The sequence below is a fragment of the Photobacterium makurazakiensis genome (assembly GCF_050336715.1).
GTDB classification, from domain to species: domain Bacteria; phylum Pseudomonadota; class Gammaproteobacteria; order Enterobacterales; family Vibrionaceae; genus Photobacterium; species Photobacterium makurazakiensis.
This window is the reverse complement of record NZ_JAKJSJ010000050.1, coordinates 19,242-43,368: the sequence shown is the minus strand read 5'-3', so window position 1 is coordinate 43,368 and position 24,127 is coordinate 19,242. Positions and strand designations below refer to the sequence as shown.

The following is a 24,127-nucleotide window of genomic DNA, read 5'->3' as shown; positions in this document are numbered from 1 at the left end:
AATGTTGTTCGTTGCTAACTACAACTACAAACAAATAAGGAAAAGTAATAATGGCTAAGGGGCAATCTTTGCAAGACCCGTTTTTGAACGCTTTGCGTCGTGAAAGAATCCCAGTATCAATCTACCTAGTTAACGGCATTAAGCTGCAAGGTCAGATTGAGTCTTTTGATCAGTTTGTGATCCTATTGAAGAATACTGTTAACCAGATGGTATACAAGCATGCTATCTCTACGGTGGTTCCTGCTCGTCCAGTAAACCACCACCATGCAGGTGACCGTCCGGCACCTACTGAGCGTTCACAGGAAAAAACTGAAGAATAATTCTTCTTCAATAAGGAGTTGATTGCTTGTTTGACCGTTATGAATCCGGTGAGCAGGCAATTCTTGTTCATATCAACTTCACGCAAGAAGGGGAGTGGGAAGACTTAAGCGAGTTTGAAATGCTGGTCTCCTCTGCGGGGGTAAATGCACTACATGTGGTTACAGGTAGTCGTAAAACCCCCCACCCTAAATATTACGTGGGAGAAGGTAAAGCGCAGGAAATTGCCGAAGCGGTTCGGGCTGAAGAGGCCGACATCGTAATATTCAACCATTCTCTATCTCCAGCGCAAGAGCGAAATCTGGAGCAGATTTGTAAATGCAGGGTATTAGATCGGACAGGTTTGATCCTTGATATCTTTGCCCAACGCGCACGTACCCATGAGGGTAAATTACAAGTTGAATTAGCACAGTTGCGTCATATCTCCACTCGATTGATCCGAGGCTGGACCCACCTTGAACGACAGAAGGGCGGGATTGGTTTACGGGGACCGGGTGAAACTCAGTTAGAAACTGACCGACGCTTGTTACGAGACCGAATCAAAACGATTTTACGTCGTCTTGAAAAAGTGGCGAAGCAGCGCGATCAGGGGCGTCGAGCTCGTAATCGAGCTGAGATCCCGACGATTTCACTGGTGGGTTATACCAATGCGGGTAAATCGACCTTGTTTAACCGAGTGACAGATGCCGGGGTATATGCGGCTGATCAGCTATTTGCAACGCTAGATCCTACTTTGCGTAAGATCGATGTTGCCGATGTTGGAACGTCAATTTTAGCTGATACTGTAGGTTTTATTAGGCACTTGCCCCATGATTTGGTGGCAGCGTTTAAGGCGACCTTAAAAGAAACTCAAGACGCCAGCTTGCTACTGCATGTGGTGGATGCGAGTGATGATCGTTTCCGTGAAAACATTGAAGCGGTTGATAGCGTATTAGAAGAAATTGATGCCAGTGACGTACCGACTTTGCTTGTCATGAACAAAATTGACAACTTAGAAGGTGCGCAGCCGCGCATTGAGAGAGACGGCGACGGCGTGCCGCGTCGGGTTTGGGTATCAGCGATGGAAGGGGTCGGTATTGATTTACTGTTTGAAGCCTTAACCGAACGCCTATCCGGAACCATGGTAAAGCATACTCTGTGTCTGCCACCGCAGTATATCGGTCGTTATCGGAGTAAGTTTTACCAATTGGGTTGTATTGTCAGCGAAGAGTATGACACTGACGGCAGCCTAAAAATCGATATCCGTCTACCGTTGGCAGAGTGGTCTCGGTTACAAAAAAGGGAAAGTACTTCGTTAGATGACTTTATCGTTGCTTAATGGACTGCTAGAGTAATAAGAAAAACTGTCGTCATATCATGTTGATGGAGTTCTATAATGGCGTGGAATGAGCCTGGTAACAACGGTGGCCGTGATAAAGACCCTTGGGGTAACAATAATCGCGGTGGTCGAGAACAAGGTCCACCAGACCTCGATGAAGTTTTCTCTAAACTAAGTCGTAAATTTGGTGGTATTTTTGGGAATAAAAAAGGGCCTTCAACTGGCGGTAGTGCAGCTGGTTTAGGGGTAATTGCAGTACTTGCTACTGCGGTATGGGGTTTCTCTGGTTTCTACACCATTGGTGAAGCAGAGCGTGGCGTGGTTTTACGCTTCGGTAAGTTTTACGAAATGGTCGATCCTGGTTTGAACTGGAAGCCAACATTCGTTGACGAAGTAACACCTGTCAATATTCAGGCGATTCGTTCTTTACGCAGCTCAGGTTTGATGCTGACAAAAGATGAAAACGTACTGCAAATTGAGATGGATGTTCAGTACCGTGTTTCTGATGCAAATAAATACCTGTTCAGCGTAACGAATGCTGATGACAGCCTACGTCAGGCTACCGATTCTGCACTTCGTGCCGTTATTGGTGACTCAACGATGGATGAGGCATTGACGACGGGCCGTCAGGTCATTCGTGCTCATACGCAGGAAGCGATCGATAAGATTATCCAGAATTATGATATGGGTATCTTTGTTGTCGATGTGAACTTCCAGTCAGCACGTCCGCCAGAAGCAGTTAAAGACGCTTTTGATGATGCCGTGGCTGCACGAGAAGATGAAGAGCGTTTTGTTCGTGAAGCGGAAGCTTACAGTAACGATATCTTGCCGAAGGCAACGGGTCGAGCTGAGCGTCTGAAGAAAGAAGCAGAAGGTTATTCTGAGAAAGCGATTAACGGTGCGCTTGGTGAAGTTGCTCAGTTTACAAAACTACTACCTCAATACTTGGCTGCTGAAGAAGTAACACGTAACCGTCTTTACCTAGAGACGATGGAACGCGTTTACAGTAATACTAGCAAGGTGATGATTGATTCGAACTCAAGCGGTAACTTGTTGTATTTACCTTTAGATAAGCTGATGAACTCAGGGCAAGGCAGTAAGCCTAAGAGCGAGACATCAAGCGGTTCTTATGGCATCGAGCTTGAGAAAGTCGAAACTACCACACCAGTCTCCACGTCTCCACGTGCAGATACTGGTCGTCAAGGGAGATATTAATTATGCGTAAGTTAATGATCCCAGTGATTGTCATCTTTATTGCTACGTTGCTGATGTCGATGTTCGTAGTACAAGAAGGTGAGCGTGGTATTGTGGTCAGGTTTGGTCGTATTTTGAAAGATGCGAACACTGACGTAACTCGTATTTATGAACCTGGTTTGCACTTTAAAGTGCCTGTGTTTGATCAAGTTCGTGCACTAGATGCACGTATCCAAACCATGGATGATCAAGCCGACCGTTTTGTAACGTCAGAGAAAAAAGACGTCATTATTGATACCTATGTGAAATGGCGTATCGAAGATTTCGGTCAGTATTATTTGACGACGGGTGGAGGCAATGTTTCTACTGCTGAAGCACTATTGAAGCGTAAAGTAATTGATAGCCTGCGTGCTGAAATTGGTTCGCGTGAAATCAAGCAGATTGTATCGGGCCCTGATCGTAATCAAGGTGGTACCACTGCTATCTCTGAGCTTGATGACGCACCAGCGACTGAAATTGTTGCTGAAGTTGCACCACGCAAAGAAGTTGAAGGTCAGCGTGACCAAATCATGGATAACGTACTTGCTGAAATTCAAGTAAGTGCGATGAAAGATTTGGGCGTCAGTGTTGTTGACTTCCGAATGAAGAAAGTCAACTTACCAGACGAAATCAGTGAGTCTATTTACCGTCGTATTCGTGCTGAGCGTGAGTCCGTGGCGCGTAAATACCGTGCTCAAGGTCGTGAGAAAGCTGAAGTTATCCGTGCACAGTCTGAACTGGAAGTGGCTAAGATCTTGTCTGATGCCAACCGTGAAGCTTTAGTTGTACGTGGTACGGCAGATGCACGAACCGCTGAAATCTACTCAGAAGCATTCAATCAGAACCCGGAGTTTTATGGCTTCTTGCGTTCATTGAAGGCTTATGAGGAAAGTTTCAACTCGAAGAGTGACATTTTGGTCGTTGATCCAAATACTGACTTCTTTAAATATATGAAAGATTCATCGGGCGCTTCGAACTAAGCGAAACCGATAGGAATGAAAGCAAGACTTCGGTCTTGCTTTTTTTTTGTTTGGCGTTTGGGAAATAGCGTATATTCATCCCGTTTTTAATATCTTCTTGGAGTCAGTATGACAAAGACAATTTGGCTAGCGTTAGGGTTAGTGTTGATTTTTGAAGGGCTTGGTCCATTGTTAGCGCCACGAGGCTGGCGTGATATGGTCAGTCAGCTTAGTCAACAAAATGATAATTCGTTGCGTCGTATCGGAGGCTGTTTGGTCGTGAGTGGCTGTGTCATTGCTTATATGATGTACAGTAGTATGTAAATCGCCATAGCATTTTATCGTGACACTCTTCTTGCAGTAAATGGGCCTATGGTCAAAAAATGACTGCAAGGCGACGTTGAAGGTGCTAGAATCCTTTTTTAACTACTGATAGACGAAGAAAGATGGCAAATAATGTAGTCGTTCTTGGCACCCAATGGGGTGACGAAGGTAAGGGTAAGATCGTAGATCTTTTGACTGAAGATGCAAAATATGTAGTGCGCTACCAAGGTGGTCACAACGCCGGTCACACTCTTGTCATTGACGGTGAAAAAACAGTCCTTCACCTGATCCCATCAGGTATCCTACGTGACAACGTTAAATGCATCATCGGTAACGGTGTTGTACTTTCTCCTGACGCGCTGATGAAAGAAATGGGTCCACTAGAAGAACGTGGTATCCCTGTGCGCGAACGTCTGTTCTTGTCAGAAGCTTGTCCGCTAATTCTTCCATACCATATTGCTCTTGATCAGGCGCGTGAAATCGCTCGTGGTAAAAAAGCGATCGGTACGACTGGTCGTGGTATTGGTCCAGCATATGAAGATAAAGTTGCTCGTCGCGGCCTACGCGTTGGTGACCTTTTCGACAAAGAAGCATTTGCTGAGAAGCTTAAAGAAGTTATGGCTTACCACAACTTCCAGCTTGAGCATTACTACAATGCTGAGCCTGTAAGCTACGAAGAAGTACTTGAGACTATTCTGTCTCAGGCTGATCTTCTAACTTCAATGGTTATCGACGTAACTAAAGAACTTGATGATGCTCGTCTACGTGGCGACAAGATCATGTTCGAAGGTGCGCAAGGTACACTACTTGATATCGACCACGGTACTTACCCGTACGTAACTTCTTCAAACACGACTGCTGGTGGTGTTGCTGCAGGTTCTGGTTTCGGTCCACGTCACCTTGGTTACATCCTTGGTATTGCAAAAGCATACTGTACACGTGTTGGCGCAGGTCCATTCCCGACTGAGCTATACGATGGTCTAGATAAGCAAGACCCAGTTGGTAAGCACCTAGGTGATGTAGGTAACGAGTTTGGCGCAACGACAGGTCGTTTACGTCGTACTGGTTGGTTTGATGCGGTTGCTATGCGCCGTGCAATTCAGATCAACTCAATCTCTGGTTTCTGTCTAACTAAGCTAGACGTATTAGATGGTCTAAAAGAAATCAAGATCTGTACTGGTTACAAAACCAAGACTGGCGAAATTCTAGAAGTATCTCCTATGGCAGCTGATGCTTACGAAGATCTAGAGCTTATCTACGAAACAGTTCCTGGTTGGTCTGAAAAGACATTCGGTGCTAAGTCTCTAGATGCGCTTCCACAAGCAGCACTAGATTACATCGCTCGTATCGAAGAGCTAACTGGCGTGCCAATTGATATCGTTTCTACTGGCCCTGACCGTAACGAGACAATCATCAAGGTTCACCCATACGGTGAATAATAGCGTTTAGCTACCTTGAATAAAAAGCCAGCCTTCGGGTTGGCTTTTTTGTTTTTATTGCCCGCGTCAAACCCATTATGATTCTGCTTCCAAAAAAACACCCTCTCAGTTGCGTCAAAAAAACTTTCAAGCTATGGATCAAATCGGCAAAAAAATGCCGTTTTAGTACCGAATTTTATTAAAGATTATGCGATAGACGCCGATACACAATTTACGTTCGGATAGAGATCGACCCATGAGACTGCATACTTTGTTACTGAGTACATTGCTGGCTGCAACACCTGCCTTTGCATTGGATGATGTAGGGGATGCGGTACCGGTGTATTCTGAAAATGAACTAAACCGAATGTTTGAAAGCAATAGCCACTTACAGCAAGTGCGAGCCGATGATTGCCAGTTGGTACAAGATATTGAAGCTCGAGCCCTTAGGGTTGAATCTGCCTCTTATCAGTTTCTTTATGGTGATATGCTGGCATGGGGGGTTTGTGTCGAACGTGATGTTGAACAGGGTGTGTATTATATGCAATCTGCCGCTCAGCAAGGTTCACCAGCAGCTTTAGAGCAACTCGGGCGCTACTATTCTCAGGGCACCTTGGTACAGCAAGATAAAGAGCGAGCAATCCCTTACTTGCGCGAGGCTGCGGCGATGGGTAACGTCGATGCCCGTATTCAATTGGCTGAATTGTTATTAAGTGACTATGGTAGCCCGCTAGATTTTGAAGATGCTTATCGCTGGCTTTACAACACGGTGACAGCCAGCCGGACGGATCATCGACAGATTTCACGACTCCGTCAAGGGTTAGAAAACCGTATGCCAGAGAATGTCATTGCACGGGCTAAACGACGAGATACGTTTTGGTAACCTTTCTCGCCAAGGCTGTAATGGAAAACCATCAAATATAAAAAAGAGAGGCTTAGCCTCTCTTTTTGCGTGATAGCGGACTATATTCGCCCGACTACAGTACTTTATGTGGGCCGAAACACTCGTAGTGCAATTGGTCTTCAGACGCCCCCATCTCGATGAGTTGCTTGGCAACGTGCTGCATGAAGCCGACTGGGCCGCAGAAGTAAAACTGCATGTTCGGTGTTGCCAGTTCCGCTTTAAGCTTATTCAAGTCGATAAGACCTTGATAGTCAAAATCTTCTGCAGGGCGATCCGTTGTTAATGGCTCTCGGTACCACACAGTGCTTGAAATGTGATCGTGACTTTCTGCCAATCCAGCGACTTCTGCTTTAAAGGCGTGTTGGGTACCATTTTCAGCGGCATGTAGCCAGTGAACGTCAGCTTGGTGATTGGTCAATGTTTCTAACATTGACAGTGTTGGAGTTAGACCAACGCCTGCTGAAATCAGAGCGATCGGTGTGGTTGGTTCAACATCGAGAAAGAAATCACCTGCTGGTGGTGCTAACTGAATTTTATCGCCCACGTTTAAACTCGTGTGCAGGTAGTTAGAGACCTTTCCGCCTTCTTCACGTTTAACAGAAATACGGTAGCTGTTCTTTTGGGGCGCAGAAGACAGGCTGTATTGACGAATTTCTTGATATTCAAACTCTTTAGGTTTGAGGTAAACCCCCAAATATTGACCGGGTTTGAAATCTGCCACTTCACCGCCATCCATAGGTTTGAAAGTAAAGCTAGTGATCACATCGCTCTGCTGGATTTTTTCGACGACTTCAAATTCACGGGTACCACGCCACCCGCCCGTTTTACTTTCATTTTCTTGGTAAATGCCTTCTTCACGTTGAATGAAGACATCGGCCAATACCCCGTAAGCTTCCGCCCAAGCATCAAGTACTTCTTGGCCTGGGGAGAATAACTCGTCGATGGTCGCAAGTAGGTGCCCACCAACGATCGCATACTGCTCTGCAGTGATCATGAAGCTGGTGTGCTTGTGAGCGATTTTTTCAACGGCGGGTAGCAATACTGCAAGATTTTCAATGTTGTTAGCATAAGCGCAAATGGCGTTGAATAGCGCTTCACGCTGATCGCCATTACGCTGGTTACTCATGTTGAATATATCGTTGAGTTCAGGGTTATGAGCGAACATACGATCATAAAAATGAGCGGTCAGTGCTGGGCCCGTTTGAGCAAGTAACGGTGCTGTCGCTTTCACTGTATCAATGGTTTTCTGGCTGATCATTACGTAATCCTATATTTAAAGTTATATTTGTAATGCATGTTATGAGTTGTATCTTATCTGTATCTTTTAGTCAATAAGAAGATTAAAATGCCAGCAGGAGGAGTTATTGTGCAACTGACTAGTTTTACCGATTATGGCCTACGTGCCTTGATTTATTTAGCGACCCTACCAGAAGGGGAACTTACCAGTATTACCAAAGTGACTGAAGTGTACGGTGTATCGCGCAACCACATGGTTAAGATCATCAATAAACTCGGTCAGTTGGGGTATGTCGACACTGTACGAGGCAAAAATGGGGGTATCCGTTTGGGAATGCCTGCCGAGCGTATTGTCATTGGTGATGTTGTGCGTGCCATTGAGCCGCTACAGATCGTGAATTGTAGCGAAGACTTTTGCCATATTACGCCAGCGTGCCGTTTGAAAGAGGTGTTGTTCTCTGCTCGCCAAGCGTTTTTAGCCGAGCTTGACCAGTATACTCTTTCCAGCTTAATTGACGACAACCCGCCATTGCGTGTGCTGTTGCAACAGCCGATGGCCTAACCTGCAAATCAATAACTTCGAAATCTCTTTAGTGGAGCAGAGAATTTGACTTTGCTCCCGTCTGTTCACCTAGGGCGAAGATATACTAAAGTTATATCTTCGCTAACTTGGATCTAACTATGTCAAAAGGTACTACCGATTTACCGGTCGACCCTTTTCGCGATCGCGAAGCTTCGAACTATGAAAACCCAGTCCCTAGCCGAGAAATGCTGCTGGAAGTGATCCGTGGTTTTTCAGCACCTGTAAGCCGTGATCAGCTATTTACCGAGCTTAAGCTTGAAGGCGATGACCAATATGAAGGTTTACGTCGTCGTTTACGTGCGATGGAGCGAGATGGTCAATTGATCTTCACTCGTCGCCAATGTTATGCCCTGCCAGAGCGTTTAGACTTAATTAAAGGCCATGTTATTGGCCACCGTGACGGCTTTGGCTTCTTGCGCCCTGAAGGTACCAACAGCAAGGAAGGTGATTTACTGCTTCCTCATCACCAAATGCGTGGTGTGATCCATGGTGATTACATCTTGGCTCAGGTGGCGGGTACTGATAAGCGTGGCCGCAAGGAAGGTCGTGTCGTCCGCGTTCTGAAACATTACGAAGGTCAAATTGTTGGTCGCTTCTTTATTGAAGACAACATGGGCTATGTCGTGCCTGATGATTCACGTATCGCACAAGATATTGTTATCCCTAATGAGCACCGCATGGGCGCGCGTATGGGTAATGTGGTTGTGGTTGAAGTTAATCAGCGTGCCACCCGTCAATATAATGCTGTTGGCAAAGTAGTTGAAGTACTTGGCGAGAATATGGCGCCGGGTATGGAAATTGAAATAGCCTTACGTACTCACGACATTCCACACGAATGGCCTTCTGAAGTTGATAAGCAAATTCAGGGGCTTGGGGAAGAGGTGCCTGAAGAGGCGAAAAAAGGTCGTGTTGATTTACGTGGCTTGCCGCTTGTCACCATTGATGGTGAAGATGCGCGTGACTTTGATGATGCAGTTTACTGTGAACGTAAGAAGTCTGGTGGCTGGCGCTTATGGGTTGCGATTGCAGATGTGAGTTACTATGTGCGTCAGGGCACCGCACTTGATAATGAAGCGGTAAAACGTGGTAACTCGGTATACTTCCCATCGCAAGTGATCCCAATGCTGCCGGAAGTGCTGTCGAATGGCTTGTGTTCATTGAACCCTCAAGTCGATCGCTTGTGTATGGTGTGTGAGATGACTATCTCAGAGAGCGGTAACCTATCAGGTTATAAGCACTATGAAGCGGTGATGAACTCTCACGCACGTTTAACTTACACCAAAGTCAGTAAAATGCTGGATGGTGATGAAGAGCTACGTGAACGCTATACACCATTAGTTCCTCATATTGAAGAACTGTATAGCATGTACAAAGTGCTGAAAGGCTCACGTGAAGTGCGTGGTGCTATTGAGTTCGAAACCATTGAAACGCAATTTATTTTCAATGCTGACCGTAAGATTGATCGCATAGTGCCTGCTGTTCGTAATGAGGCGCATAAAATCATTGAAGAGTGCATGATCTTGGCGAACATTGCTTCAGCGCGTTTCGTCGAAAAAGCCAAAGAGCCAGCATTGTACCGAGTGCATGACGCGCCAGGTGAAGAGCGCTTGATTGGGTTCCGCGATTTCTTAGGTGAACTGAGCTTGCAGCTGTCGGGTGGTTTAGAGCCATCACCCAAAGACTATGCTGAGCTAGCTGCGCTGATCCAAAATCGTCCAGATAAAGAGCTGATCCAAACCATGCTGCTGCGCTCGATGAAGCAAGCGGTTTATCAAGCGGATAATGTCGGTCACTTCGGTTTGGCATTGAAGCAATATGCTCACTTCACCTCTCCGATCCGTCGTTACCCTGATTTAACCTTACACCGTGCAATCAAGTACCTTGTAGCTAAGCAAGACGGCACTAATAAGGATCGCTGGACGCCAACAGGTGGCTACCACTATTCATTTGATGATGTTGATGGCCTAGGTGAGCAGTGTTCAATCACTGAGCGCCGTGCCGATGACGCCACACGTGATGTTGCTGACTGGCTAAAATGTGAATACATGCAAGATCATGTTGGCGATGAGTTCGACGGTGTGATTGCCAATGTCACTGGCTTTGGTTTCTTTGTTCGTCTAAACGAATTGAACATTGATGGTTTGGTCCATATCTCAAACTTGGCGAACGACTACTACCAGTACGATCCTGTTGGGCAACGCTTGATTGGTGATAGCTCTGGACAGGTTTATCGTCTGGGTGACACGGTTAAGGTGAAAGTTGCCTCAATTAATCTCAATGATCGTCAAATCGACTTTGATATCGTCGGTAGTAACCGCAAGCCTCGTGGAGATGGCAAAACAGCCAAAAACCGTGAGAAAAAACAACGCATGCGTAAAGCCGAAGGGATGCAGCGCCAAAGCTTGAAGGTATTCAAGGCTGAAGATGGGGAAGCGAAGCAGGCACATCGCTCGAAATCTAAAAAAGAGCGAGGCTCTGTTCGTCAGAAGCTTAAAGCGGGTGCAATCCCTAAGCTTGAGGAAGACAAAGCACCGAATGGCAAAAAGCCTAAACCGGATGCAGCAAACCCTAAAGCGAAAAAGAAATCGAGCAAAGTACGTAAAAAGAAACAACGTGCTGGTAAGAAAGAACGGGCAGAAAAGAAGAATTAATCAATGAGTAATGACATGATTTTCGGCATTCATGCCGTAAACGCAGTATTGGCCACCGATCCTGTGCGCTTTATTGAGGTGTTTGTCCTCAAAGGACGTCAAGACGATCGCTTGTCACCAGTAATCACTGAGCTGAAAGAGTTAGGGATTACGATTCAAGAAGCCGGCCGCAAGGCGCTTGATGATAAGGTTGATGGGGCGTCACACCAAGGTATTGTTGCCCGTGTTCGACCTGGTAAGCAATACAATGAGAATAACTTGGATGATTTGCTGGAAGGTAATGATAATCCGTTATTTCTTGTGCTGGACGGCGTGACCGACCCGCATAACCTTGGCGCATGCCTGCGTAATGCCGACGCGGCTGGTGCAGTTGCGGTTATCGTACCGAAAGACCGCTCTGCTCAGCTAAACGCAACAGCCAGCAAGGTTGCCTGTGGTGCCGCAGAGATTATGCCATTGGTCAAAGTGACCAACCTTGCACGTACCTTACGTGCGCTGCAGGATAAAGGCGTGTGGGTTGTCGGTACCGCTGGTGAAGCGACGCATGATATCTACCACAGCAAACTAACTGGGCCTTTGGCCATTGTTATGGGGGCGGAAGGTGAAGGTATGCGCCGCTTAACGCGCGAGACCTGTGATGATCTGATCAAAATCCCAATGGCGGGCTCAGTTTCAAGCTTGAACGTATCGGTTGCGACGGGTATTTGCTTGTTTGAAGCGGTACGTCAGCGCCAATTAGGTGAATAATGGCATTATAGTTGCTATTATCACGCTACCATTTTGAGTGCCCGCATACCTGTTTGGTATGCGGGCATTTTTTCGCATTATTTTGCTTTTCACCCGCGTGTACCGAGAAATATATCTTGCGTAGAATGCCCAATCTCTGTACTATTCAGCGTCCAAATTCTCGGTTCTATTTTTAGTTCCTTGCTTCCTCTGGATAACCGAGCCAACTCAGGAAGCTGATTAATCCGTAAGGAGCAACCAATGCGTCATTACGAAATCGTATTCATGGTGCACCCTGATCAAAGCGAACAGGTTGCTGGCATGGTCGAGCGTTACACTGCTGCTATCAAAGATTCTGGTGGCCAGATCCATCGTCTAGAAGATTGGGGCCGCCGTCAAATGGCTTACCCAATCAACAAACTGCACAAAGCACACTACGTTCTTATGAACGTTGAAGCTGAGCAGTCTGTAGTTGACGAACTGGAGTCTAACTTCCGTTTCAACGATGCAGTGATCCGTAACATGATCATGCGTACTAAAGGTGCTATCACTGAGCCATCTCCAATGATGAAGGCTAAAGAAGAGCGCGCCCCACGTCGTGAAGAGCGTGCAGAGCAACCAGCTCCAGCACCTTCTGAAGGCGAAGCAGCAGCTGAGTAATTTTTGAATGACCAATCGTCTGGAGTTATCTGGTGTTATCGCCAAAGACCCCAAACGGAGCAAATCGCTGGCGGGAATACCTCATTGTCACTTTGTGCTTGAGCACCGTTCCTACCAGAAAGAAGCTGATTTACCACGGCAAGTGTATTGCTACATTAACGTGGTGGTTAGCGGGCAAGGTCAACAAATACTTACTCAAGATTTAGTTGTCGGCAGTCACATTAAGGTAGGAGGCTTTGTCTCATACCAAACCGGCCGTAATGGCGTTGGTAAATTAGTGTTACATGCTGACTACATTGAAAAAACTTAGATCAGGAGATAGCCCATGGCACGTTTCTTCCGTCGTCGTAAATTCTGCCGTTTCACAGCAGAAGACGTACAAGAGATTGACTACAAAGACGTAGCAACTCTAAAAAACTACATCACTGAAGCTGGTAAAATTGTACCAAGCCGTATCACTGGTACTCGCGCTAAATATCAGCGTCAGCTAGCTCGCGCTATCAAGCGTTCTCGTTACTTAGCACTTCTACCATACACTGACAAGCATCAGTAATCGGTAGCAGTTTAATTAGTTTAAGAGGACAAGATAATGCAAGTTATTCTACTTGATAAAATCGGTAACCTAGGTGGCCTTGGCGATCAGGTTAACGTTAAAGCTGGTTACGCTCGTAACTTCCTTATCCCACAGGGTAAGGCTGTAATGGCAACTAAAGCTAACGTTGAAATGTTTGAAGCTCGTCGTGCTGAACTAGAAGCTAAAGTTGCTGAGCAACTGACTGCATCTCAAGCACGTGCTGAAAAACTAAGCGCACTAGAAGCAGTTGTTATTGCTTCTAAAGCTGGCGACGAAGGTAAGCTATTTGGCTCTATCGGTACTCGCGATATCGCTGATGCAGTTTCTGCAGCTGGCGTTGAAGTAGTTAAAAGCGAAGTTCGTCTTCCTGAAGGCGCACTACGTACTACTGGCGAATTTGAGATCAGCATTCAGCTGCACTCTGAAGTATTCGCTACTATCAACCTAAACGTTGTAGCTGAAGCTTAATAACGGTTAGTGTCGATATGAAAAACCAGCCTTCGGGCTGGTTTTTTTATGCCTGTAATTTGTGGAGAATGGCCACGTTGAATGGCATAGACTCAGTGAATTTTAAACAGCAGATTAATCGACATGGTTGAATCACGCTTTTTAAGCCCGTCGGGTACCCAGCTGTTAAAGTTTTGCGTATTGCTAAACTTAATGGCGATATGATCATTGATGGATGTCGTGAGGTTTAGCTCGGTTTCCATTGTACTGTTACTGTTGCCGCCAATGCCAGTGAATCGTCCATTCACCTCAATGTTCTTGGTTGGCTTCCAGATAAACTTAGTACTACCACGGATGATGAGCTCATCAACGGTTTCTGGAATGACAATATCGTCATCGTCAATTTCATCAATATTAGGCTCTTGATGACGGTAGCCAGGGCCTGCTTCCACCTCCATTTGGAAGGTTTCTCGACGAATTAGCTGGTAACCCAAACCAGTGGCAAGCGTAAAGTCGGTAAAATATGGGCCATAACGGTCATCGATGTAATTAGCATTACCGAGTACATAGGTACGCTCATTGATTTTCATATCACTTTGGAGTTCAAGCTGCCCTCTACGCTTATCTTCATCTCCGTCTTTTTCTGCCAGTAGAAATTTCGCTTCAGCATTATGACGGTACTGGTTCTTGACGTAGGTATAACCAATTCGGCTATTAAGCGTTTCGGAGTCTGAATTGCCACCTAACGCATGGTAACCAAACTCAACCTCGCTCGTCCATGGTGGTGGGATCGGCGTTGGCCTGTCGTCATCTGCGGCTTTAGCCGTCGTATTGGCAAGTAGCAATAAAGCCAGAAAATATCTTGCCAAGTGGCCTCCTCCAGATAAAAAGTGATAGGTAATCAATCAGACGCGCATTTTACCTTATTTATGTCAGCTTTTGGTTAGGAAAGTCGAGTGGAATTTCGCATGGCGGAAGTTATCTCTTTGGTGAGTAAACAATTCAGAGTAAATTTATTTTCCACACTATATTGTTACATAGACTCACCACGATTTAAGGTATAATGATCGGCTTAGTTTCCGGCAATCATTTCAATTCTTATGGCAGAAAACAGCAAACCCAATAAACCCAAAGATACCAAAATGGATGCAATTAAAATGCCTCCACACTCTTTAGAGGCAGAGCAATCCGTACTGGGCGGCTTAATGCTGGACAATGAAAAGTGGGATGCTGTTGCTGAAAAGGTGGTTGCGACAGATTTCTATAGTCGTCCGCATCGCATCATTTTTGAAGGTTCAGCGGCGTTACTTGAAGGTGGCCAGCCGCTTGATCTTATTACGCTATCTGAGCACCTTGAGCGAGCTGATAAGCTAGAGAATGTCGGCGGTTTTGCTTATTTAGCAGAGCTTGCTAAAAATACACCATCAGCGGCGAACATTACCGCTTATGCCGAAATTGTGCGTGAACGGGCCTTGATCCGTGACATGATTGGCGTAGCGAACGAAATTGCTGATGCAGGTTACGATCCTCAAGGTCGTGACAGTGAAGAACTGCTGGATATGGCTGAAAGCAAAGTTTTTGCTATTGCCGAGCAGCGTACATCTGAAAATGAAGGCCCTCAAAATGTTGATACAATCCTAGAAAAGACCCTTGAGCGTATTGAGATTTTGTATCAATCGCCACAAGATGGTGTGACAGGGGTATCAACCGGTTTTACCGATCTGAATAAGAAAACCGCAGGTTTACAAGGGTCTGATTTGATCATTGTTGCCGCGCGTCCTTCTATGGGTAAAACCACGTTTGCGATGAACTTGTGTGAAAATGCGGCGATGGAACAAGAAAAGCCGGTATTGATATTTTCGCTAGAGATGCCCTCAGAACAAATCATGATGCGTATGCTTGCATCGCTATCACGAGTAGACCAAACAAAGATCCGTACTGGTCAGCTTGACGATGAGGACTGGGCGCGAATTTCATCGACGATGGGTATTCTGATGGAAAAGAAGAATATGTTCATCGATGATAGTTCAGGCCTAACCCCGACAGAGGTACGTTCTCGTGCCCGTCGTATTGCACGTGATCACGGTGGTTTAAGTCTTATCATGATTGACTACTTGCAGCTAATGCGAGTACCTGGCTACCAAGATAACCGTACGTTGGAAATTGCCGAGATATCTCGCTCACTTAAGGCGTTAGCCAAAGAGTTGAATGTACCTGTGGTCGCTCTATCTCAGCTTAACCGTTCCTTGGAGCAACGTGCGGATAAGCGTCCAGTAAACTCCGACTTGCGTGAATCGGGTGCGATTGAGCAGGATGCCGATTTGATCATGTTCATCTATCGTGATGAGGTGTATCACGAAGATACTGCCTTGAAAGGGATTGCAGAGATCATCCTTGGTAAGCAGCGTAATGGTCCAATCGGTACCGTTCGCCTGACATTCCAAGGCCAGTTTTCTCGCTTTGATAATTACGCCGGTCCGGCATTTGATGATGAATAATTTGCGTTAATGCAAGCGGTGATGAAACCATTAACCGGGTAAAACAATAGGTAACTTGATGAAAGCGGCAACAGCATATATCAACACTCAAGCGTTGACTCACAACATTAGCCAACTTCGAGCCAAAGCGCCGAATAGTAAGCTATTAGCTGTGGTAAAAGCGAATGGCTATGGTCATGGCTTGGCGCATGTTGCTCGCCACCTACCTGATGCCGATGGTTTTGGTGTTGCTCGCATCGAAGAAGCGTTAACCCTGCGGGTAAAAGGCATCGTTAAGCCTGTTTTATTATTAGAAGGTTTTTACGCCGCGTCAGATTTACCCGTTCTGGTAACGAATAACATTCACACTGTTGTACATTCTATCGAGCAACTAGAAGCGCTAGAGCAAACTGAGTTAGACGCGCCTGTGGTCGTTTGGCTTAAAATCGATACGGGTATGCACCGCTTGGGCGTTCGCCCTGAACAATATGCTGAATTCGTAGATCGCCTCCATGCTTGTGATAACGTGGCAAAGCCATTGCGCTATATGAGCCATTTTGGTTGTGCTGATGAGATGGACAGTATTGTAACCGAGCAGCAAATTGATGCCTTTATGACGCTGACGGACGGTTGTCGTGGTGAGCGGTCGTTAGCGGCATCAGCTGGCATACTGGCATGGCCGCAAAGCCAGCTTGAGTGGATCCGCCCTGGGATAATTATGTATGGGGTGTCGCCATTTACTGAGCCAGAGCGTTCAGCTGAAGCATTCGATATGAAGCCAGTGATGACCCTGACATCTAGCCTCATTGCGGTAAGAGACGTGAAACAAGGCGAGTCAGTGGGTTATGGTGGTATTTGGACCAGTCAGCGAGATACCAAAATAGGGGTGATTGCGATTGGTTATGGTGATGGTTACCCTCGTAGTGCCCCCAATGGCACGCCGATTTTGGTGAATGGCCGTATTGTACCTATGGCAGGCCGTGTCTCGATGGACATGCTAACTGTCGACTTGGGCCCTGATTGTGCAGATAAAGTTGGCGATGAAGCGATACTGTGGGGGGAAGGGCTGCCGGCGGAAATTGTTGCCGAACATATCGGTACAATTGCTTATGAGTTGGTAACGAAATTAACCTCTCGTGTCTCTATGACTTACCTGTAAATAATAGTAGAAATGCATTTTGTCGATATCAATGAATTTTAAAGCCGCAGCAGTCGTTGCGGCTTTCTCATATACAGCATTTGCTCAGGCCGATGGCTGGCCAACATGGTCACCTGAAACCGCATTTGTTCCCTTTGCTTTTTCAACCGATGCGATGGGGCTATCAGTTGGTATGGCCGGTTTGCTGAAAGGCGCAGGACAGCCTCAGGCTGCATTACTAGGTGCTGGTGTTGTAACCGAAAAAGGAACCTGGCTGGCATACCTTGGGGCAAGTAACTATACCCTGAGTGCTGATAGTCGCTGGCTATTTGGCGCAGAACTCTTTTCGGCTGACTACAAGCAGTTCGATTATTATCTGGGTGATTCAACGGGTAATAATTCCAGTGTTGATGACAAGGTTGTGGCTGATGCCACTGAGTCGCAGTACCGATTATCGATGCGTTATATCTTACCGTTTGGTGCCGCGAAAGAGCAGGGTGCCTTTGCGGCGATTAGACCACAACGTGAGGTCTCGGGGAGTACACCATGGCAAAGTGGCGTGAGTTCTATTGAGTTCAGGCCATTTTATCAGTCGCGTGATTTCTCCGAATCACCTCTGCCGGGCTTTAGCGAAGCGGAAAGCGTATGGGGGGTGGAAACTCGTTTCGAGTGGGATAACCGTAATAACAGCAGCAACCCGACCGAGGGTAGTCGCAGTCAATTTAGCGTGACAGTTGATCCGGGTAGCTCAGATCATGCCAGCTGGTGGAAATGGGAATTGAACCAAAGCTGGTTCTGGGATCTCGGGAGCTTAGGCGAGCTGATCGACCAGCAAGTGCTTGCGCTCAATGTATACACTGGCGATACACCAAGCTGGAACAAGACTGAAACGGTTGATGGTAAGGAAGAGCTCCGCCGACCTCCGGCTTATGCGGGAACACGGTTAGGAGGGCTATACCGTTTACGAAGCTTCTCTGGTGGCCGTTTTGTTGATCGTTCTGCGCTGAGTTATAGCATGGAGTATCGGATGCAGCCTGATTGGCAGCCATTACATACGTGGCCTGTGTTTGAATGGTATGACGTGCCATGGTGGCAGTGGGTTGCCTTTGTTGATGTAGGTCGAGTGGCGGATGAGTATGACTTACGTGAACTTCATCAAGACATGAAGTGGAGTGCGGGGGCGGCTATCCGCTTTCAGGTTGAAGGCATCGTCGTTCGAACCGAAATGGCTTGGGGAAGCGAAGACAGCATCTTTAGAGTCATGATTAATCAGCCATTCTAACCTCAATAAAAAGCAAGCATGGTTATATGCTTGCTTTTTTTATGTTATTCACCTTGAAGGGTGACAATGATCTTACGGCTACCGCCATGATCGCGATGCTCACCAAGGTAAATTCCTTGCCAAGTACCTAATGCTAATCTTCCCTGTGAAATGGGCAAAGTAATACTATTGCCAAGTAATGATGCTTTGATATGGGCTGGCATATCATCATCCCCTTCATAGGTATGCTGATAGTAAGGGGCACGTTCTGGTACAAACTGGTTGAAGTGTGCCTCCATGTCACTACGAACTGTTGGATCGGCATTTTCATTGAGTGTCAGACTGGCTGAGGTATGTTGAATGAAAAGGTGAGCAAGGCCAACTGAGAGTTGACTTAACTCCGTGATTTGTTGTTCAATTTCATCGTTTATAAGGTGAAAACCTCGAGATCGGGCTCGTAGGTTGATTGTTTTTTGAAACCACATAATCTTAACCTTGTTGTATTTATCAACTGAAAAACGCAATATCTATTGATTGTATTGCACATTTTTAGGTCAATCATTTACTCTTTGTTTTCGTGACCTGACGCAATGACGGTAAAGCTTACTTCAAGTCATAATTATTCATAAGTTGTAAAATTACAAAAATAGAGCTGACTGCTTAAGTTAGGCTACACTAGACAGAATTTACTTAGATCGGGGATCCGTAGCTTAGGTTATTTTGACACGGCTAATGGATTAACAATTAAAAATCAGGAACTTCACCATGTTGAAAAGCATCAATCCGACCCATACTGAAGCGTGGAAAGCGTTAACTGCCCACTTTGAAGAAGCTCAAGATTTGAAATTGAGTGAATTGTTTGCGAATGATAGCGAGCGTTTTAGCCAGTTTTCAGCCAATTTTGGCGCAGATATTCTTCTTGATTACTCAAAGAACTTAATCACAGAAGAGACAATGACAAAGTTGTTCGCTCTTGCTGAACAAACTGAGGTAAAGGCTGCTATCAGTGAGTTGTTTAGCGGTGAAAAAATTAACCAAACTGAAGGGCGTGCAGTACTGCACTCTGCACTACGTAACCGTAGTAATACGCCAATCATGGTTGATGGCGAAGATGTTATGCCTAACGTCAATGCTGTGCTGGCAAAGATGGAAGCGTTCACTGCTCGAATCGTTGATGGTGAGTGGAAAGGTTATACAGGCAAAGAAATTACGGATGTGGTAAACATCGGTATCGGCGGCTCTGATCTTGGCCCTTACATGGTAACAGAAGCGTTAACGCCTTATAAAACGCGTCTGAATATGCATTTTGTATCAAATGTCGACGGTACGCACATTGCTGAAACACTGAAGCCTTTAAACCCAGAGACAACATTGTTTTTGATTGCTTCTAAGACATTTACGACGCAAGAAACCATGACCAATGCACATTCAGCACGCGATTGGTTCTTAGCATCTGCCAGTGATCAAGCGAATGTAGCTAAGCACTTTGCAGCCCTATCAACTAACGCGAAATCAGTTTCAGAGTTTGGTATTGATACCGACAACATGTTCGAGTTCTGGGATTGGGTTGGTGGCCGTTACTCATTATGTTCAGCGATTGGTTTATCAATTAGCCTTTCTGTTGGCTTTGATAACTTCGTGGCGTTGCTTGATGGCGCACACGAGATGGATAAGCACTTTGCCGAGGCACCTTTAGAGCAGAACCTGCCTGTTATTCTTGCGTTGATCGGTATTTGGTACAACAATTTTCATGGTGCCGAGTCTGAAGCTATCTTGCCATATGACCAATACCTACACCGCTTTGCCGCTTATTTCCAGCAAGGCAATATGGAATCTAATGGTAAATGTGTCGACCGTGATGGCAACCCAATTGATTACCAAACGGGTCCAATTATTTGGGGCGAGCCGGGCACCAATGGTCAGCATGCATTCTATCAGCTGATCCACCAAGGCACGAAATTGATCCCATGTGACTTTATTGCACCGGCATTGAGCCACAACCCACTAAGCGATCACCATCCTAAATTGATGGCAAACTTTTTTGCTCAAACTGAAGCATTGGCCTTTGGTAAAACAAAAGAGCAAGTGGAAGCCGAGTTTTTGGCTGCCGGTAAAACATTAGAAGAAGTGGCAGAGCTTGTGCCATTTAAAGTGTTTGATGGTAACCGTCCAACTAACTCTATCTTAGTGAAGCAAGTAACACCTGCGGTACTAGGGTCGTTAATTGCACTGTATGAGCACAAGATTTTCACTCAAGGTGTTATTTGGAATATCTTCAGCTTTGATCAGTGGGGTGTTGAACTTGGTAAGCAGTTGGCAAATAACATCTTACCTGAGCTGAGTGACGATAAATCAATTGCAAGCCATGATAGTTCAACAAACGGTTTGATCAACGCGTTTAAACAGTGGCGCGCATAATTGGTCTATTTCATAGGGTATTGGAGTGATTTAACTATTACTTAATACTTCTATGTTAGCGAATAAAAAACGCCTCTAGGTTAACTCTAGTGGCGTTTTTTTATAGCTGGTATTTTCAGGCAATTAAGACAGGGCGATGACTTCACTTGCCTGTGGACCTTTCTGACCATCTGTTACGAGAAATTCGACATTTTGACCTTCTTGCAAGGTACGACGGCCTTGGGCTTGAATCGCACTAAAGTGAACGAATACATCTTTGCCATCGGCACCAGAAATAAAGCCAAAGCCTTTTTCATCGTTGAACCATTTTACGGTTCCAGTCAGTTTACTCATGTTACGATCTTTCCTTTGAATGTTATATTTCCTTGCTGGCCTTAGCCGGCTAGCAAAACGACGCTGTAAAGTGGGTCAAAACAATAGGTGTTTTGATGCTTATCCAGCATAGTCAGTCTAGATCGATTACATGACAGTTGGTAGTTTTTTGTCCGATAATTGTGGTAACTTCACATAAAAATCAAAGTGATAGAATTGCTAATAAGAGGCTGAAGATTCAGCCGAGCTTAGCCGGCTGAAGCTGGTGGGAGGCATAAAGTTAGCCGTCGAAGCAAATTTCGATAAAGGCTTTTCCGTATTCAGAATCAAAGGGCATGATTATAATTGCACCATCACATTTATGGGTGATGGTATGCCCTCTACCTGAAACAACAGCAGGGGTTGCCATTTCAAAGTCATACCCTTTCTCGGATAAAATACGTTTGGCGCCACCTGTGACCATATTGGTGATTTCACCCACCATATCTGTTACTTCTTCATTTACCCCATGTGGGCGTTCACCCAGCATGCGTTGCATGATTTCTAAGGCTAATCCCTCATCAAAAGTGATCGACATTGAGCCTTTAGTTTGTGGACCTATCATCCCAATTAAACCAGAAACATCGCCACGGGCAACTTCATCTTTTTTTAATCGAGGTTTTTGTGGAGCTAGCTCCATTGACGCCATCGTTTTGAGGACATTCAAAAGTGACGCTAAAAAAGGGTTTACGAATTCTGCTCGCATAATCTTATAACGACTGTCTTAAATTAAAAAACTTACTTGTTTTTACATTGCTGGCAAATACCATGGCTTTCTACAACGTGGTTCGATATTTCAAAACCCTGTTGTTCTGCTTTTTGGCTTAGTAATTTGGCCAACTCATCATCGTGGTATTCCTCTACCGTGCCACATCCATCACAAATAAGCAGCTGAGAGCAGTGATCAGCATGGCCAAGCAGACAGCAAGCTATATAGCTGTTTGTCGACTCAACTTTATGAACAAAACCCTGAGCGAGGAGAAAATCTAGAGCACGGTATACCGTCGGTGGTTTCGCTTGTGGCTCAGTTTCTCTGAGTAAATCGAGAAGCTCGTAAGCACTAATAGAGCTATGGTGCTTGATGATCAATCCAAGGACTTTAAGTCTTTGAGGTGTCAACCTTACTCCACGTTGCTCGCATATCTGCTGTGCTTTGACCAGCAGTTGCGTCTGATTTGACATATGACCTCAAAAAACAAGCGATAAGTACAGCATTCTAGCATATCCAAGGATAAACGTATCTTAGATATAGGCTTTCTGTCTTGTGATTAAGAAAAAATCGCGGTATCGATCACGCCTCATTTGATCAGAATAAGCTGCTATCAACGTTATAATTACTAAATGTACAGCTTTTATGAGCGATGGCTGCACTTCGTTGAACGCCGTTTTTGGTTTGGAATGAGCTTTTATCTAACCTGTTGTTATGATTGGGGTTTATTTGGTGTGCAGCTTTTGGGGTATTTGTGTTCGATAGCTTTAAAAGCTGTACGGTGAGTTTTTGGTTGTTATTTTTCACTTTAAAATTATGAGGTTACACTGCTTTTGTATTGCTGGTGACTTTTTGCAATTGGTTCGTCATAGTTATTTCAGTAATTACATTTATGTACAGCTTTTTTGTGATTTGTTTGCTCTTTGATTTTTTGGTTTTAGTTTGATTACTGGTAGGCCTACTAAGTTATTGATTTTGTAGTGGGGAAATCAACGTGTACAGCCTTTTGGGTTGTTATGTTACTAAAGCTGTTTTTTCTGTACACACGAGATTGTTATTAAGATTTCCAATTGATTTGTATGGGTTTTTTTGGTTTGAGCTTTATTCCGGCCATGTTCTTTTTAATTTTCATATGTTCTATTTATTAGCGATTCTAGAGCTGATTTACCTGCTGAGTATATTTTAGACTGTGTTTGGGATGGGGGCTGTAATAGGGTAGAATCCGCACTCTTTTCTGTTTGGGCGTTTTATCGTCTTTTGCTATTGAGCAAAACAGTATAAATACTGGTATGGTCATCAATACATGCCAGCGATGTAGGTAACAGTGGGTCAATAATGAGGTCTTCAGATGACAGATAGCGCAATGGTAGTAAATGAACAATCAACAATAGAAGTGGCAACAAAGGGTGATTACCCTTCATGCCGCTTTTCTGTTGCGCCAATGCTCGATTGGACTGATCGCCATTGCCGGTACTTTCATCGATTACTGAGCGACAATACGCAGCTCTATACTGAGATGGTTACAACTGGCGCCATTATCCATGGTAAGGCTGACTACTTAGCTTATAACGAAGAAGAGCACCCGCTGGTTTTGCAACTGGGCGGTTCGAACCCTGCAGATTTGGCAACATGTGCCAAGCTAGCCTATGAGCGTGGCTATGATGAAATTAATTTGAATGTAGGTTGCCCATCGGATCGCGTACAAAACGGTCGTTTTGGTGCGTGTTTAATGGGTGAAGCTGAACTGGTTGCACAATGTGTTTCAGCTATGCGTGAAGTCGCGGATACCCCTGTTAGTGTCAAAACGCGAATTGGTATTGATGAGCAAGATTCATATCAGTTTCTAACCGACTTTATTGCAACCGTCAGTGAAAAAAGCGGTTGCCAAGATTTTACTATTCACGCGCGAAAAGCATGGCTAAAGGGCTTAAGCCCAAAAGAAAACCGCGAAATTCCACCGCTTGATTACCCGCGTGTCTATCAATTAAAGCAAGACTTCCCCCATCTTACGATGGCGGTAAATGGTGGTGTTAAAACACTGGAAGAGATTGAAGCGCATCTGATGCACCTTGATGGTGTCATGGTGGGTCGCGAAGCTTACCAGAACCCATACTTGCTCGCAGAGATTGATCACCGTTTGTTTGGTTGTGATAAACCGATGAAAAAACGTCGTGAAATTGTAGAAGCGATGTACCCATATATTGAGCGTCAGCTAACGAATGGTGCGTACCTCGGTCATATTAGCCGCCATATGCTTGGTTTATTCCAAAGTATGCCTGGTGCACGTCAGTGGCGTCGCCACATCAGTGAAAATGCACATAAGCCTGGCGCTGGTATTGAGGTATTACAGCAAGCAATGGCGAAGATCCCCGCCCACTTGGATGTATAATTTCACCATAAGTTAGTCGGGTTGGCCAAATTC

Annotated in this window: 25 protein-coding genes; 19 read left to right on the top strand and 6 right to left on the bottom strand. The window is 45.3% G+C overall.

All coding sequences use genetic code 11. From position 1 onward, the window contains the following. Positions 1-50 precede the first annotated feature (50 nt). The 7 genes from hfq to motX all read left to right on the top strand — a co-directional run bounded on the left by hfq (position 51) and on the right by motX (position 6,453). Complete coding sequence (hfq, locus tag L4D09_RS20680; RefSeq protein WP_428459426.1) at positions 51-320, top strand: RNA chaperone Hfq; 270 nt, start codon at positions 51-53, stop codon at positions 318-320. Positions 321-346: 26 nt separating this feature from the next. After that, on the top strand, positions 347-1,636 hold the full coding sequence (gene hflX, locus L4D09_RS20675; protein WP_428459425.1) for a ribosome rescue GTPase HflX: 1,290 nt from the start codon (positions 347-349) through the stop codon (positions 1,634-1,636). A 57-nt stretch (positions 1,637-1,693) separates the two neighbouring features. Further along, positions 1,694-2,851, top strand: coding sequence for an FtsH protease activity modulator HflK (gene hflK, locus L4D09_RS20670; RefSeq protein ID WP_428459424.1), 1,158 nt, complete (start codon positions 1,694-1,696; stop codon positions 2,849-2,851). Positions 2,852-2,853: 2 nt separating this feature from the next. Next, positions 2,854-3,849, top strand: a complete 996-nt coding sequence (hflC, locus tag L4D09_RS20665; protein ID WP_428459423.1) for a protease modulator HflC — start codon at positions 2,854-2,856, stop codon at positions 3,847-3,849. 108 nt (positions 3,850-3,957) lie between these two features. Next, entirely contained in the window at positions 3,958-4,152 is a 195-nt protein-coding gene (locus tag L4D09_RS20660) for a DUF2065 domain-containing protein (RefSeq protein ID WP_428459422.1), read from the top strand. Between the two features lie 122 nt (positions 4,153-4,274). After that, positions 4,275-5,591 (top strand): adenylosuccinate synthase, encoded by a 1,317-nt coding sequence (locus L4D09_RS20655; RefSeq protein WP_428459421.1) that lies wholly within the window; start codon positions 4,275-4,277, stop codon positions 5,589-5,591. A 235-nt stretch (positions 5,592-5,826) separates the two neighbouring features. Then, on the top strand, positions 5,827-6,453 hold the full coding sequence (gene motX, locus L4D09_RS20650; RefSeq protein WP_428459420.1) for a flagellar protein MotX: 627 nt from the start codon (positions 5,827-5,829) through the stop codon (positions 6,451-6,453). 94 nt (positions 6,454-6,547) lie between these two features. Here the strand turns inward: motX and hmpA are convergent, their stop codons facing one another. After that, on the bottom strand, positions 6,548-7,732 hold the full coding sequence (hmpA, locus tag L4D09_RS20645; protein ID WP_428459419.1) for an NO-inducible flavohemoprotein: 1,185 nt from the start codon (positions 7,730-7,732) through the stop codon (positions 6,548-6,550). Between the two features lie 108 nt (positions 7,733-7,840). Here hmpA and nsrR point away from each other — a divergent pair, with 108 nt between their 5' ends. From nsrR to rplI, 7 genes are all read left to right on the top strand, one after another. After that, complete coding sequence (nsrR, locus tag L4D09_RS20640; protein WP_428459418.1) at positions 7,841-8,272, top strand: nitric oxide-sensing transcriptional repressor NsrR; 432 nt, start codon at positions 7,841-7,843, stop codon at positions 8,270-8,272. Between the two features lie 119 nt (positions 8,273-8,391). Next, positions 8,392-10,944: a ribonuclease R gene (gene rnr / locus L4D09_RS20635; RefSeq protein WP_428459417.1), complete on the top strand. Its 2,553-nt coding sequence runs from the start codon at positions 8,392-8,394 to the stop codon at positions 10,942-10,944. 3 nt (positions 10,945-10,947) lie between these two features. After that, entirely contained in the window at positions 10,948-11,691 is a 744-nt protein-coding gene (rlmB, locus tag L4D09_RS20630; protein WP_428459416.1) for a 23S rRNA (guanosine(2251)-2'-O)-methyltransferase RlmB, read from the top strand. A gap of 240 nt (positions 11,692-11,931) precedes the next feature. Next, on the top strand, positions 11,932-12,330 hold the full coding sequence (rpsF, locus tag L4D09_RS20625) for a 30S ribosomal protein S6 (protein ID WP_428459415.1): 399 nt from the start codon (positions 11,932-11,934) through the stop codon (positions 12,328-12,330). A gap of 7 nt (positions 12,331-12,337) precedes the next feature. Beyond that, positions 12,338-12,640: a primosomal replication protein N gene (gene priB, locus L4D09_RS20620; RefSeq protein ID WP_428459414.1), complete on the top strand. Its 303-nt coding sequence runs from the start codon at positions 12,338-12,340 to the stop codon at positions 12,638-12,640. 15 nt (positions 12,641-12,655) lie between these two features. Then, entirely contained in the window at positions 12,656-12,883 is a 228-nt protein-coding gene (rpsR, locus tag L4D09_RS20615; protein WP_087024481.1) for a 30S ribosomal protein S18, read from the top strand. Positions 12,884-12,919: 36 nt separating this feature from the next. Beyond that, positions 12,920-13,372 (top strand): 50S ribosomal protein L9, encoded by a 453-nt coding sequence (rplI, locus tag L4D09_RS20610; protein WP_428459413.1) that lies wholly within the window; start codon positions 12,920-12,922, stop codon positions 13,370-13,372. Between the two features lie 92 nt (positions 13,373-13,464). Here the strand turns inward: rplI and L4D09_RS20605 are convergent, their stop codons facing one another. Then, on the bottom strand, positions 13,465-14,220 hold the full coding sequence (locus L4D09_RS20605) for a DUF481 domain-containing protein (RefSeq protein ID WP_428459412.1): 756 nt from the start codon (positions 14,218-14,220) through the stop codon (positions 13,465-13,467). 231 nt (positions 14,221-14,451) lie between these two features. Here L4D09_RS20605 and L4D09_RS20600 point away from each other — a divergent pair, with 231 nt between their 5' ends. Genes L4D09_RS20600 through L4D09_RS20590 form a run of 3 tightly spaced genes read left to right on the top strand, consistent with a single transcriptional unit; the run spans position 14,452 to position 18,248 of the window. Then, positions 14,452-15,849, top strand: a complete 1,398-nt coding sequence (locus L4D09_RS20600; protein ID WP_428459411.1) for a replicative DNA helicase — start codon at positions 14,452-14,454, stop codon at positions 15,847-15,849. 58 nt (positions 15,850-15,907) lie between these two features. Further along, a complete protein-coding gene (alr, locus tag L4D09_RS20595; RefSeq protein ID WP_428459410.1) occupies positions 15,908-16,987 on the top strand; it encodes an alanine racemase in 1,080 nt (359 codons plus the stop codon). Between the two features lie 31 nt (positions 16,988-17,018). Beyond that, positions 17,019-18,248, top strand: a complete 1,230-nt coding sequence (locus L4D09_RS20590; RefSeq protein WP_428459409.1) for a BamA/TamA family outer membrane protein — start codon at positions 17,019-17,021, stop codon at positions 18,246-18,248. Between the two features lie 44 nt (positions 18,249-18,292). On the opposite strand, the gene L4D09_RS20585 is transcribed toward L4D09_RS20590, so the two are convergent. Continuing rightward, entirely contained in the window at positions 18,293-18,712 is a 420-nt protein-coding gene (locus tag L4D09_RS20585; protein ID WP_428459408.1) for a secondary thiamine-phosphate synthase enzyme YjbQ, read from the bottom strand. 280 nt (positions 18,713-18,992) lie between these two features. Here L4D09_RS20585 and pgi point away from each other — a divergent pair, with 280 nt between their 5' ends. Next, entirely contained in the window at positions 18,993-20,645 is a 1,653-nt protein-coding gene (gene pgi / locus L4D09_RS20580) for a glucose-6-phosphate isomerase (RefSeq protein ID WP_428459407.1), read from the top strand. Positions 20,646-20,768: 123 nt separating this feature from the next. Here the strand turns inward: pgi and L4D09_RS20575 are convergent, their stop codons facing one another. From L4D09_RS20575 to zur, 3 genes are all read right to left on the bottom strand, one after another. Continuing rightward, positions 20,769-20,978, bottom strand: a complete 210-nt coding sequence (locus L4D09_RS20575; RefSeq protein ID WP_428459406.1) for a cold-shock protein — start codon at positions 20,976-20,978, stop codon at positions 20,769-20,771. A gap of 259 nt (positions 20,979-21,237) precedes the next feature. Next, the gene (locus L4D09_RS20570) at positions 21,238-21,702 is read right to left on the bottom strand and encodes a chemotaxis protein CheX (RefSeq protein ID WP_428459405.1); all 465 of its coding nucleotides are present in this window, start codon (positions 21,700-21,702) and stop codon (positions 21,238-21,240) included. A 32-nt stretch (positions 21,703-21,734) separates the two neighbouring features. After that, positions 21,735-22,178, bottom strand: coding sequence for a zinc uptake transcriptional repressor Zur (gene zur / locus L4D09_RS20565; RefSeq protein WP_428459404.1), 444 nt, complete (start codon positions 22,176-22,178; stop codon positions 21,735-21,737). An 890-nt stretch (positions 22,179-23,068) separates the two neighbouring features. Between zur and dusA the strand changes: the two genes are divergently transcribed. Then, positions 23,069-24,094, top strand: coding sequence for a tRNA dihydrouridine(20/20a) synthase DusA (dusA, locus tag L4D09_RS20560; protein WP_428459433.1), 1,026 nt, complete (start codon positions 23,069-23,071; stop codon positions 24,092-24,094). Positions 24,095-24,127 lie beyond the last annotated feature (33 nt).